We start from the raw sequence: 12,722 nt of genomic DNA on the forward strand, positions 1-12,722 counted from the left end.
CCGGGCAGCCCGCGCGCCGGATCCGCCCGCCACCGGGCGGCCGAGCGACGCCGCAGGGTCAGGCAGGGTGTCACGGCCACGGCCCTCGCCGCCGCGCTCGGCGTCGGCGGTTGGCTGGCCCTGTCCGGCGGCGGCGAGGGCGGCGGCCCGGTGGCTCCCCCGCAGAGCGAGGAGGAGCGTCCCGAGGAACCCTGAGAGGTCCTGAGGCGCCCTCGCGGGCGGGTTCCCCGTCACCGACACGGGCCCCGTCACCGACACGGGCCCCGTCACCGGCCGTCCGGCCCCCGTTCAACGGGGCGGAGGCAAAGGTCCTGGCAACCGTTAGTCTGGAGGGCGTGGCAGTCGTCGACGTATCCGAAGCACTGAAGTCCCTCACCTCGACCATGGAGTCGATCGAGGCCGTCCTGGACCTCGAGAAGCTGAGGGCCGAGATCGCCGTGCTCGAAGAGCAGGCGGCGGACCCGGCTCTGTGGAATGACACCGAGAACGCCCAGCGGGTGACCAGCAAGCTGTCGCTGCTCCAGGCGCAGGTCCGCAGGGTGGAGGAGCTGCACGGCCGGATCGACGACCTGGAGGTCCTGTTCGAGCTGGCCGAGGCCGAGGATGACGCGGACACGCGCACCGAGGCGGAGAGCGAGCTGCGGGCCGTCCAGAAGGCCGTGGACGAGCTGGAGGTCCGTACCCTCCTGTCCGGCGAGTACGACCCCCGCGAGGCCATGGTCAGCGTCCGCGCGGAGGCCGGCGGCGTGGACGCCGCCGACTTCGCCGAGCAGCTGATGCGCATGTACCTGCGCTGGGCCGAACGCAAGGGCTACCCGACCGAGGTCCTGGACACCTCGTACGCGGAGGAGGCGGGCATCAAGTCCGCCACCTTCTCCGTCAGGGCCCCCTACGCCTACGGCACCCTCTCCGTCGAGCAGGGCACCCACCGCATGGTGCGCATCTCGCCCTACGACAACCAGGGCCGCCGCCAGACGTCCTTCGCGGGTGTCGAGGTGATGCCGGTGGTCGAGCAGACCGACCACATCGAGATCCCCGAGAACGAGATCCGCGTCGATGTCTTCCGCTCCTCCGGTCCCGGCGGCCAGTCGGTCAACACCACCGACTCCGCGGTTCGGATGACGCATATCCCGACCGGCATCGTCGTCTCCTGCCAGAACGAGAAGTCCCAGATCCAGAACCGCGCCGCCGCCATGCGCGTGCTCCAGGCCCGCCTCCTGGCGCACCGCCGGGCCGAGGAGCAGGCCAAGATGGACGCCCTCAAGGGCGACGGCGGCAACTCCTGGGGCAACCAGATGCGTTCGTACGTCCTCCAGCCCTACCAGATGGTCAAGGACCTGCGCACCGAGCACGAGGTCGGCAACCCCCAGTCCGTCCTCGACGGCGACATCGACGGCTTCCTGGAGGCGGGCATCCGCTGGCGCAAGCAGCAGGAGCAGCAGAGCGCCGGCTGACCCGCGACCGCCCCTCGGGGGCCCGCCGCGAGCGGGTTCTCCCCGGAGAACTCCCCTGCGTGTCGGTTCTGTCACAACCCGGCCCGCCCGAGTCCCAACTACCCGCCCACCACGGACATTTCGGGTTGGCCCGGCTTGACGGCGGTGTCGGGGCTGGGAAAGCATTCTGGCCGGCACGCGCGTGTTCGGGGCGCGTAGGTACGGGGGTGGACGGAGTCCGACCGCTGATCGGTCGTCGGCTCGACACGACGGACCCCGGCACGCAGGAAGCTCCGCACGGCTGCCCCACTGACGAAGACCACTACTGGGGGTAGTTGGCATATGACAGATTCCAGGACGCGGGTGCGCGTCGCGCGGGTCGCCGCGGGTGCGGTGTTCCTCGCGGGTGTGTCGCTGACGGCCGTCGGCACGGCCTCGGCCGTGGGCGTGGACGCCGGACTGAGCGTCATGAGCGGCAGCAGCGGCGGCGACGGCAACGAGATCTCGGGCGTCAACGGTGATCCGGGCGAGCCGGAGCCGACGGAGCCGGAGCCGACGGAGCCGGAGCCGACGGAGCCGGAGCCGACGGAGCCGGAGCCGACGGAGCCCGAGCCGACCGAGCCCGAGCCGACCGAGCCCGAGCCGACCGAGCCGGAGCCGACGGAGCCCGAGCCGACGGAGCCGGAGCCGACCGAGCCGGAGCCGACGGAGCCCGAGCCGACGGACCCGACCACTCCGCCGACCGACGGTGAGGAGCCGGCGAGCACCGGCGGCACCGGCGGCGGGGACGGGGGCCCGAACACCTGCATCCTCGACGAGTCCACCGTGGACTGCGGCCCCGGCACCGACTCCGTCGGCACCAGGCCGGTCAGCCAGGAGAAGCCGAAGGAGGAACTGGCCGAGACCGGTGCCGCCGAGACGACCTTCCTGCTGATCGGTGCGGCCACGATGATCGCCGGCGGTGTCGGCTTCCGTCTGATGCCGCGCCTGGCGAACCGCGACACCGTCGCCTGAGCGAACGGCGCGGCGCCGCCCGCGTGTGACAACGCGTGACGGCACACAGGAACAGCGCACGTGAGAGGCCCGGGACGCATCCGGCGTTCCGGGCCTCTCATGCGGCCTGTACGTCTCCCGCGGGCCGCGGCGTACACACACCGCACGGCCCGCGCGCGAGGCGGCCGAGGTGGTCTATACGGCGGCTTGGCGGGCCAGCAGGGCTACGGCGATCAGGGCCAGCAGCAGTGCCGCCAGCGCGGCCGGGGAGAAGGCGCCCAGGGAGAACGGCCCGTTCTCCCTGTGCAGCCGCTCATGGTGCGCGCGGCACAACGGGCAGCGCCCCTCGCTCACCGGCCCCGCGCAGTTGGCGCACACCAGTCGGTCGCACGTCATGCGATGTCCTCCTTATGCAACGCCAACGCCACCGGGCGGCTTTCTGTTCCCGCTTCCGCCTCCGCGGACCGGAAGCTCTGCCTCCACTGTGCCAGTGCCGGGCCGGGAGCGCAGAAAGTCGTGACCGATGCCTGATTTGCCCTGGATGTGCCGCCGGGTAGAACCCCCAACCGCGGACGTCGACTGCGGGCCCCGCGTGGATTCGCGTAGGGTCACCACACCGACGGGGATCCACTCCGCGGCTTCCGCTGCCCCTACCCAGGTCGACGTGGTGTAAATCCGTGATCCGATTCGACAACGTCTCGAAGTTCTACCCCAAGCAGAACCGCCCTGCCCTCCGCGATGTCTCGCTGGAGGTCGAGCGTGGCGAGTTCGTCTTCCTGGTGGGCTCGTCCGGCTCCGGTAAGTCCACCTTCCTGCGGCTGATCCTGCGGGAGGAGCGCGCCAGCCACGGGCAGGTGCACGTCCTCGGCAAGGACCTCGCCCGCCTGTCCAACTGGAAGGTGCCGCACATGCGCCGCCAGGTCGGCACGGTCTTCCAGGACTTCCGGCTGCTCCCCAACAAGACGGTCGGGGAGAACGTCGCCTTCGCCCTGGAGGTGATCGGCCGGTCGCGCGGCGACATCCGCAAGTCCGTTCCCCAGGTGCTCGATCTGGTCGGCCTGGCGGGCAAGGAGGACCGGATGCCCGGCGAGCTGTCCGGCGGTGAGCAGCAGCGGGTGGCCATCGCCCGCGCGTTCGTCAACAAGCCGAAGCTGCTGATCGCCGACGAGCCCACCGGCAACCTCGACCCGCAGACCTCGGTCGGCATCATGAAGCTGCTGGACCGGATCAACCGCACCGGGGCGACCGTGGTCATGGCCACCCACGACCAGCAGATCGTCGACCAGATGCGCAAGCGCGTGATCGAACTAGAAAAGGGCCGTCTCGTGCGCGACCAGTCGCGCGGTGTCTACGGCTACCAGCACTGAAAGGACGCCATGCGCGCCCAGTTCGTACTGTCGGAGATCGGCGTCGGTCTCCGCCGCAACCTCACGATGACCTTCGCGGTGATCGTCTCCGTCGCCCTGTCGCTGGCTCTGCTCGGCGGTGCGCTGCTCGCCCGTGAACAGGTGAACAGCATGAAGGGGTTCTGGTACGACAAGGTCCAGGTGTCGATCTACCTCTGCAACGAGAACGACGCCGAGTCCGACCCCAACTGCGCCAAGGGGGCGGTCACCGCGCAGCAGAAGCGCCAGATCAAGGCGGACCTCGACAAGCTCGGCATAGTGGAGACGGTCTACCACGAGTCCGCCGAGCAGGCGTACAAGCACTACCGGGAGCAGTTCGAGGACTCCCCGCTGGCCGACTCGCTGACCCCGGACCAGATGCAGGAGTCCTACCGGGTCAAGCTGAAGGACCCGACCAAGTTCGAGGTCATCAGTACCGCCTTCTCCGGCCGCGAGGGGGTCCAGGAGGTGCAGGACCAGCGGAACCTGCTGGAGAACCTCTTCCGGATGCTGGAGGGCATGAACTTCGCGGCCCTCGGGCTGATGGGACTGATGCTGGTCGTCGCCCTGCTGCTGATCGTCAACACCGTGCGGGTGGCGGCGTTCAGCAGGCGCAGGGAGACGGGGATCATGCGGCTGGTGGGAGCCTCCAGCTTCTACATCCAGATGCCGTTCATCGCGGAGGCCGCGTTCGCGGGCCTGCTGGGCGCGATCGGCGCCGCGGTGCTGCTGGTCGTCGGCCGCTACTTCCTCATCGACGCCGGCCTGTCGCTGGCCGAGCAGATGCCGCTGATCGACTTCATCGGCTGGGACGCGCTGCTCAAGGTGCTCCCGCTGGTGTTCGTGGTCGGTGTGCTGATGCCCGCCCTGGCCGCCTTCATCACACTGCGTAAGTATCTGAAGGTGTGATGTGATCGCGCGGCGGGAGCGTCCGGGGGCTGTTCGGATGCCCCCGGGCGCGCTCGTGGTGTGACGCAGGATGCCACGGCCGTCCGTGCGACCTCCCGCGCGGCCCCCGCCCGTGTCCTAGACTCCGCAGCATGTCGGGTACGTCGAAGCTCGTCCCCCACGGTTCCGCCCGGGCCGCCCTCCGAATCCCGGAGGGCGGAAGCCGGTCCCGCCGCGTCCTCCGGGGGGCGGGGCTGACGCTGGTCTTCGTGGCCGTGCTGGGGGCCGGGGCCGTCACCGAATCGTGGGAGGACGTCACCGGGGGTGGCGGTGCCTCCGTGAGTCCCGGGCCGGCCGGTGAGGCGGCGGGGGAGGGGACTCCGCCGCACGGGGACGCCGCGCGGGACACCGTACACGACGCCGCACACGACGCCGAGGAACTGGTCAGCCGCAGTGGGGACCGCTGGGCCGCCGCGTACACCGCCCGCGAGTACGAGGGGCTGCGGCAGTCCCTGGACGGCCGGTACGTCGGTGTGGGCGTCTCCGTGCGCCGCACGGACGCCGACCGGATCGAGGTCGCCCGCGTCCAGCCCGGCAGCCCCGCCGCCGAGGCGGGCGTACGAGCCGGGGACCGGCTGGTCACCGTCGACGGCACCGGGACCGGGGGCCGCCCCGTCACCGAGGTGGTGGCCCTGCTGCGCGGCGGCGCTCCGGGGGAGGGGGCCCCGCCCGGCAGCCGGGTCGTCCTCGGCCTGAGCCGCGGGGGCCTGGAGTGGGAGGAGGGTCTGGAGCGGTCCCGGCTCAGCGTCGAGACCGTCACCGTCACCCCCCTGGGCGCGGACGGGCCGGCGGATCCGGACGGGCCGGCCGCCGGCACCGCCCGTGTCAGGATCGACTCGTTCACCAGGGGCACGGGTGAGCAGCTGCGGCGAGCGGTCGAGGACCTCCCCCGCGGCGGGGGAGTGCTGCTCGACCTGCGCGGCAACCCCGGCGGTCTGGTCGCGGAGGCCGCCGAGGCCGCCTCCGTCTTCCTCGACGGCGGTCTGGTGGCCACGTACGGGGACGGCGAAACCGAGCGCGCGCTGCACGCCGAGCCCGGCGGGAACACCGCCTCCCCCCTGGTGGTGCTGGTCGACGGTGGCACGATGAGCGCCGCCGAGCTCCTGGCCGGCGCCCTCCAGGACCGCGGCCGGGCGGTCGTCGTCGGCACCCGCACCTTCGGCAAGGGTTCGGTCCAGGAGCCGAGGGAGCAGCCGGACGGCTCGGTCGCCGAGCTGACCGTCGGCCACTACACCACTCCCGGCGGGCGGACCCTCGAGGAAGGGGGACTGCTCCCGGACCTGAAGGTGCGGCCGGGGCAGGACGCGCAGGAGGAGGCCCGCACGGTATTGAGTGGCCTCGCCACCCGGTCGTAGTGGAACAATGGCGGGGTTATGGCTAAAGAGACGGGGCGTAAACTCATCGCGCAGAACAAGAAGGCGCGGCACGACTACCTCATCATCGACACCTACGAGTGCGGGCTTGTGCTGACCGGCACCGAGGTGAAGTCGCTGCGGCAGGGGCGGGCGTCACTGGTGGACGGCTTCGCCCAGCTCGACGGCGGCGAGGTGTGGCTGCACAACGTGCACGTCCCCGAGTACAGCCAGGGAACGTGGACCAACCACAGCGCGCGGCGCAAGCGGAAGCTGCTGATGCACCGTGCCGAGATCGACAAGCTGGTCGGCAAGCTCCAGGAGTCCGGCCTGACGCTGGTCCCGCTCCAGCTGTACTTCAAGGACGGCCGCGCCAAGGTCGAGATCGCGCTGGCGCGCGGCAAGAAGGAGTACGACAAGCGGCACGCGCTGCGGGAGAAGCAGGACCGCCGCGAGGCCGAGCGCGCGGTCTCGGCGGCCCGCCGCCGCCGGCGGACCTGACGCCCGGGGGCGCGGGCGGCCGGAGACGATCCGGGCACGGTCCGGCCGGACGACTCCCCGCCGGGAACACGTTGGCGGCCCTCCGCGTCGACCCGTACAATGGTATCGGCGCCGCCCGGTTCAGGCCGGACGAGCTTGTCAAATGAACATGGGGATGATCGGTTTCGACAGCGGCTGTTGAAGCAGGGGAAGCGAGCCGAGGAACGCGGCAATGATCTCGTTAACCATGTGCCGCGAAAAAATAATCGCCAACACCAAGCGCGATTCCTTCGCCCTCGCTGCCTGATCAGCGACTCGCGAAGTGTCAGCCCAGGGGCGTTCCCGCCCTGGATCCTGGCATCAGCTAGGGAACTTCACCGTTAACCCCGGTCACGGGGGTTGGCGGGACATCAAACAGTGACTGGGCCCGTCGGCGGCTTGTCCGCGTGACCGCCGGGGCCGAGAAAATCACAGCGGACTGCGCTCGGAGAAGCCCTGGTTCTGCACCGTTGGACGCGGGTTCGATTCCCGCCATCTCCACTCACCCCATGTGGGCCGAGGGCCCCGCCGTTCACGGACGGCGGGGCCCTCGGCATGTCCCGGGACGTGTTGCGGCGGTGGCGTCGTCCGCCCGCGGGGTCCGGCTCAACGTCTCTGGACCGCCATGGGCGCCGTGGCCAGCGCCACGACGGCCGCCGCCGGCGGGAGGGGGCGGGTCCGGTGGACGAGTTCGGCATGTACACACCCTGGACTGGGTTTCTGTGAGGTGTCCGACACTTTGTGGCTGGTCATTGACGTGCTTCCGTTGTCACCATGGGGCGTGCCCCGAGACACCGACCCCCGGCTGCTGCGCGCCTTCGTCGCCGTCGCCGACGAACTGAACTTCACCCGTGCCGCCGCCCGGGTGTTCGTCGCCCAGCAGTCTCTGAGCCGCGACATAAGGCGGCTGGAGGAGCACCTCGACGCCGTGCTGTTCGTCCGTACGACCCGGCGCGTGTCCCTGACTTCCGAGGGGGAGCGGCTGCTGCCGTACGCCCAGCGTGTGCTGGCGGCGCACGACGAGCTGAACGCCGCGGCCGTACGCGAGGAGCGCCCCCTGCTCGTCGATGTCGGCGCTCCGGCCTCCACCGGGCAGCGGGTGCTGGACGAGGCCCGGCGGCTGGCGCCCGACCTGGAGTTCGTCGCCCGCTACCACAGCGGCCTGACCGGCGCTGCCGCGGAGATCTGCGACGGACGGCTGGATGTCGCCTTCGGCCGGGTCGCCGGACTGGACCCGGTTGTGCTGGGCGTGCTCGACCACCGTCTGATCCGCTACGAGAGAGTGGCCGTGCTGCTGCCGGAAGGGCACCGGCTGGCCCGGCCGGCCCGGGTGCCGCTGGACGCGCTGGCGGGGGAGACCCTGTACGCGGGGGCCGGCAACCCCGAGACCGCGGAGTGGACCGATTACGCCCGCCGCCTCTTCGCGGGCCGCGGGATCGAGCTCGCCGCGCCCTTCCCCAGGATCGAGGGGGAGGCGGAGTTCGGCCGGGTCGTCCGCAGGCGCGGCTGGTCGGTGCTGGCCAGTGAGGTCCTCGCGGCGGTGCCGGGCATGGTGCTGCGCCCGCTGGTGGATCCCGTGCCGCTCTCGCCGGTCTCGTTGGTGTGGCGGCGCGGGCTGCGCCACCCGGGGCTGGACGCGATCCGGGCGGCGGGCCGGCGGCTGGCGGAGGCGGGACGCTGGCGGGAGCGGCCCCACGGCTCCTGGCTGCCCGAGCCGGACGCGCGGACCCTGGGCCTGGTCCCGCCGTCCACGAAGCGGTAGGCATGGCTTGAAACGACGGTCTCCGACGCCCTGTGGGCATCCACACCGAAGGGTTGGAAAGGGTACACGGGCCATGTGAGATGTGTCCCTTGCAAGGGGCATCGCGCGGCCTGTCACCCGAAGGTCGTCCTCCGGCCGCACGGCACGTCTCGATCGGAGGGCCGAGCACGAGGGGCGCAAGTTGTCAGTGGACAGCGATCGAAAGAATCCGGACAGCCATGGAGGTCCTGTTTCCGACGGCCCCGTCTTCGTCGACAGCACCGGCAGGTGAGGGAGCCGGCCCCCGCGAAGGCGTCGCCGGGGGCTCACACCCGCGCTGGCCGCCGGGTGAGAGCAAGGTTGCGCGGAGGTCACCTGGCGGCACCGGAGTGAAACGCGCCGTCCATAGCGTCGGGAGCCGACACCCGACGCTGTGGAGGCGCCATGACAGCTCCGACGACCGCACCCGACGCACCGGGCAGGGGCCGCTGGATCGAGCACTGGGACCCGGAGGACGAGGACTTCTGGGAACGCGGGGGCCGCCGTGTGGCCCGCCGCAACCTCGCGCTGTCGGTGGTCTCCGAGCACATCGGCTTCTCGGTGTGGAGCATGTTCTCGGTCCTCGCCCTGTTCATGGGGCCCGAGTACGGCATCGACCCGGCGGGGAAGTTCTTCCTGGTCGCCGTCGCCTCCCTGGTCGGCGCCGCACTGCGGGTGCCCTACGGCTTCGCGGTCGCCCACTTCGGCGGCCGCAACTGGACGGTGATCAGCGCCGCGCTGCTGCTGGCACCCGTCACCGCCCTGCTGGTGGTCATGGAACCGGGCACCTCGTACACCGCCTTCATGCTGGTAGCGGTCCTCACCGGGATCGGCGGCGCCAACTTCGCCTCCTCCATGACCAACATCAACAGCTTCTACCCGCTGCGCCTGAAGGGCTGGGCGCTGGGGGTGAACGCGGGCGGCGGCAACATCGGCGTCGCCGTCGTCCAGCTCGCCGGCCTGCTGACCATCGCAGTCGCCGGGGCCACGCGGCCCCGGCTGCTGCTTGCCGTCTACCTGCCGCTGATCGTCGTCGCCACCGTGCTGAGCGCGCGGTACATGGACAACCTCGGTCCCGTGCGGAACGACACGGGCGCGGCGAGGGAGGCGGCGCGCGACCGCCACACCTGGATCATGTCGTTCCTCTACATCGGCACCTTCGGCTCCTTCATCGGCTACAGCTTCGCCTTCGGCCTGGTGCTCCAGAGCCAGTTCGGCCGCACCCCCCTGCAGGCCGCCTCGCTCACCTTCGTCGGCCCGCTGCTGGGCTCGCTGGTCCGCCCCGTCGGCGGTCGGCTCGCCGACCGGCTGGGCGGCGCGCGGGTCACCCTGTGGAACTTCGGGGCCATGACGGGCGCGGCCGGCGTCGTCGTGGCCGCGTCGGTGCGGGAGTCGCTGCCGCTGTTCATCGCCGGCTTCGTCGTCCTGTTCGTCCTCACCGGCCTGGGCAACGGCTCGGCGTTCAAGATGGTCCCGGGGATCTTCCAGGCCAGAGCCCGTGCGACGGGCCTGACGGGAGAGGCCGCGGCCGTCCGCGCCCGGCGGCTGTCGGGTGCCTCCATGGCGCTGATCGGCGCGGTCGGCGGCTTCGGCGGGGTGGGCATCAACATGGCCCTGCGCCAGTCCTTCCTCACCTCCGGCACCGGTACCGGGGCCTTCGCCGTCTTCCTCGGCTACTACATGGTGTGCGCGGCGGTCACCTGGGCCGTATACCTGCGGCGCGGGCCGGGACGGGCCTCGGGGGAGAGCGTCGGCGGGCGTGTCCGCGGCGCGGCGGCCGGAACGGAGGCGCGGCCCGTCTACGCGGAGGTGTGAGGGGGCGGGCCGGGGCCGCCGTCCGGCCGCAGTGCGCGTAACACCGGGGAAACCACGGCGAACCGGGGACGTCACGCACTCTTGCCAGGCTCGGTCGCCCCACGGCTGTGCGGGCGAGACCCGTACGAACGACTGCGGACGAGGACTCCATGCACCAGGTCGGACCACTGGAAGGTTTCACCGTCGGCGTCACCGCGGCCCGGCGCGCCGACGAACTGGGCGCCCTGCTGGAGCGGCGCGGCGCGGCGGTGGTGCACGCCCCGGCCCTGCGCATCGTGCCGCTGGCCGACGACGGCGAACTGCTCGCCGCCACCGAGGCGCTGCTCGGCCGCGCCCCCGACACGGTGGTGGCCACCACCGCCATCGGCTTCCGCGGCTGGGTGGAGGCCGCCGAGGGCTGGGGGCTGGGCGAAGGGCTGCGGAGCGTGCTGGCCGAGGTGGAACTGCTCGCCCGCGGCCCCAAGGTGCGTGGCGCGGTACGGGCAGCCGGGCTGACCGAGGCGTGGTCGCCGCCGTCGGAGTCGCTGGCCGAGGTCCTGGACCGGCTGCTGGCCGAGGGCGTCGCCGGACGGCGGATCGCCGTCCAGCTCCACGGCGAGCCGCTGCCCGGCTTCGTCGAGGCGCTGCGGGAGGCGGGGGCGGAGGTGGTCGGAGTCCCCGTCTACCGCTGGCTGCCGCCGGAGGACATCACCCCGCTGGACCGGCTGATCGACGCTGTGCGGGCCCGTTCGGTGGACGCGGTCACCTTCACCTCCGCCCCCGCCGCCGCCTCGCTGCTGGAGCGCGCGGCGCGGCGCGGTGTACGGGAGGAGCTGCTGGAGGCGCTGCGGGCCGATGTGCCGGTCGCCTGCGTGGGGCCGGTCACCGCGCTGCCGCTGACCGCGCACGACGTGCCGGTGGTGCGGCCCGAGCGCTTCCGGATCGGACCGCTGGTCCAGCTGCTGTGCCGGGAGCTGCCCGCCCGCGCCCCGGTCCTGCCCGTGGCCGGGCGGCGGCTGGAGATCCGCGGCCACGCGGCGGTCGTGGACGGCGAGCTGCGGCCCATACCGCCCGCCGGGATGGCGCTGCTGCGGGCCCTGGCCCGGCGGCCCGGCTGGGTGGTCTCCCGCGCCGACCTGCTGTGCGCCCTGCCCGGCGCGGGGCGCGACGAGCACGCGGTGGAGACGGCGGTGGCGCGGCTGCGTTCGGCGCTGGGCGGGCCCCGGATGATCCAGACGGTGGTCAAGCGCGGCTACCGGCTCGCCTTCGACCCGTCGGGCGGTCCGCCGCCCGGCTCGCCCGGACCGTCCGGCGCCGGATGACCGGCGGCGTGCGCGCCGCGGACCCCTGGCGTACGGTTGACGGCTGCCCTGAGTACAGCGGAAGGGGGCCGTGCGTTGGGAGCGCAGGAGACATTGCCGCCGGGGCCGGGGCCGGGGCCGGGGCCGGGGCCGGGGACCGCCACCGACGGCGACGGCGGGCACGAGGTGCACGACGGCGTACGGGAGCGGGAGATCCGCGGGGAGCAGGCGCATCTCGACCGGGTCTACCGGCGCCTCGGTGAGAAGATCCACGAGGCGGAGTTCCTCATGGCGGACGCCGCCAAGCGCGCCCAGGTCGGCACACCGGGGGCGCTCGCCGAGCGGGACGCGCAGGTCTTCCGCGCCGGTGTGCACCTCAACCGGCTCAACAGCGAGTTCGAGGACTTCCTCTTCGGCCGGATCGACCTGCTGCCGGGCAAGGACGGCGAGCGCGGACCCGACGGCGCGCACACCTCCGTCGAACCCGCCGACGACGCGGTCCGCGACGACGGCGCCGCGGGCGAGGGCGCCGCTGTCGCGGACATCGCCGAGACCCTGCACATCGGCCGGCTCGGCGTGCTCGACGCCGACTACACCCCGCTGGTCATCGACTGGCGCGCCCCTGCCGCGGCGCCCTTCTACCGGGCCACCCCGGTGGCGCCGGGACGGGTGGTGCGGCGCAGGGTGATCCGCAGCCGGGGCCGCCGCGTACTGGGCGTGGAGGACGACCTGCTGCGCCCCGAGCTGACGGCGTACCTGGACGGCGGGGAACTGGCCGTGGTCGGCGACGGCGCCCTGATGGCGGCGCTGGGCCGGTCCCGCGGCCACACCATGCGCGACATCGTCGCCTCCATCCAGGCCGAGCAGGACGAGGTGATCCGGGCCCCCGCCGTCTCCGTCACCGAGGTCGAGGGCGGCCCCGGCACGGGCAAGACGGCCGTCGCGCTGCACCGCGCCGCGTACCTGCTCTACCGGGACCGCGGACGCTACGCCGGAGGCATCCTCGTCGTCAGCCCCACACCACTGCTGGTGTCCTACACCGAGGGCGTGCTGCCGTCGCTGGGCGAGGAGGGCCAGGTGGCCGTCCGCGCCCTGGGCTCGCTGCTGGAGGGCGCCGGGGCCGACACCTACGACGAGCAGGCCGTCGCCCGCGTCAAGGGCTCCTCCCGCATGGTGCGGGTACTGCGCAGGGCGGCGCGCGGCGCGCTGGAACTCGG

10 protein-coding genes, 1 other RNA gene and 2 pseudogenes are annotated in these 12,722 nt (G+C 72.5%); 12 read left to right on the forward strand and 1 reads right to left on the reverse strand.

The annotated features are described in order from the left end of the window. The 3 genes and pseudogenes from LJ221_RS19835 to LJ221_RS19845 form a co-directional block, all read left to right on the forward strand. A pseudogene (locus LJ221_RS19835) lies at positions 1-195 on the forward strand (serine/threonine protein kinase); the annotation flags it as partial. A 140-nt stretch (positions 196-335) separates the two neighbouring features. After that, on the forward strand, positions 336-1,454 hold the full coding sequence (prfB, locus tag LJ221_RS19840) for a peptide chain release factor 2 (protein WP_241718081.1): 1,119 nt from the start codon (positions 336-338) through the stop codon (positions 1,452-1,454). Between the two features lie 321 nt (positions 1,455-1,775). Further along, a complete protein-coding gene (locus LJ221_RS19845; protein WP_241718082.1) occupies positions 1,776-2,447 on the forward strand; it encodes an LPXTG cell wall anchor domain-containing protein in 672 nt (223 codons plus the stop codon). 174 nt (positions 2,448-2,621) lie between these two features. On the opposite strand, the gene LJ221_RS19850 is transcribed toward LJ221_RS19845, so the two are convergent. Then, entirely contained in the window at positions 2,622-2,822 is a 201-nt protein-coding gene (locus LJ221_RS19850) for a hypothetical protein (protein ID WP_241718083.1), read from the reverse strand. Positions 2,823-3,103: 281 nt separating this feature from the next. On the opposite strand from LJ221_RS19850, the gene ftsE reads away from it, so the two are divergent. The 9 genes and pseudogenes from ftsE to LJ221_RS19895 form a co-directional block, all read left to right on the forward strand. Next, positions 3,104-3,793: a cell division ATP-binding protein FtsE gene (gene ftsE, locus LJ221_RS19855; protein ID WP_093849794.1), complete on the forward strand. Its 690-nt coding sequence runs from the start codon at positions 3,104-3,106 to the stop codon at positions 3,791-3,793. A 9-nt stretch (positions 3,794-3,802) separates the two neighbouring features. Further along, on the forward strand, positions 3,803-4,720 hold the full coding sequence (gene ftsX, locus LJ221_RS19860; protein ID WP_241718084.1) for a permease-like cell division protein FtsX: 918 nt from the start codon (positions 3,803-3,805) through the stop codon (positions 4,718-4,720). A 131-nt stretch (positions 4,721-4,851) separates the two neighbouring features. Next, positions 4,852-6,114: a S41 family peptidase gene (locus LJ221_RS19865; RefSeq protein WP_241718085.1), complete on the forward strand. Its 1,263-nt coding sequence runs from the start codon at positions 4,852-4,854 to the stop codon at positions 6,112-6,114. An 18-nt stretch (positions 6,115-6,132) separates the two neighbouring features. Continuing rightward, a complete protein-coding gene (gene smpB / locus LJ221_RS19870) occupies positions 6,133-6,612 on the forward strand; it encodes an SsrA-binding protein SmpB (RefSeq protein WP_241718086.1) in 480 nt (159 codons plus the stop codon). A 150-nt stretch (positions 6,613-6,762) separates the two neighbouring features. Then, positions 6,763-7,134, forward strand: a transfer-messenger RNA (tmRNA) gene (gene ssrA, locus LJ221_RS19875). 277 nt (positions 7,135-7,411) lie between these two features. Further along, on the forward strand, positions 7,412-8,392 hold the full coding sequence (locus LJ221_RS19880) for a LysR family transcriptional regulator (RefSeq protein WP_241718087.1): 981 nt from the start codon (positions 7,412-7,414) through the stop codon (positions 8,390-8,392). Between the two features lie 423 nt (positions 8,393-8,815). Continuing rightward, on the forward strand, positions 8,816-10,225 hold the full coding sequence (locus LJ221_RS19885) for a NarK/NasA family nitrate transporter (protein ID WP_241718088.1): 1,410 nt from the start codon (positions 8,816-8,818) through the stop codon (positions 10,223-10,225). A gap of 149 nt (positions 10,226-10,374) precedes the next feature. Beyond that, positions 10,375-11,526, forward strand: coding sequence for a uroporphyrinogen-III synthase (locus LJ221_RS19890; RefSeq protein ID WP_241718089.1), 1,152 nt, complete (start codon positions 10,375-10,377; stop codon positions 11,524-11,526). Positions 11,527-11,691: 165 nt separating this feature from the next. Continuing rightward, a pseudogene (locus LJ221_RS19895) lies at positions 11,692-12,722 on the forward strand (helicase); the annotation flags it as partial.

It is taken from the genome of Streptomyces sp. CNQ085 (assembly GCF_022614595.1).
Classification (GTDB): Bacteria; Actinomycetota; Actinomycetes; order Streptomycetales; family Streptomycetaceae; genus Streptomyces.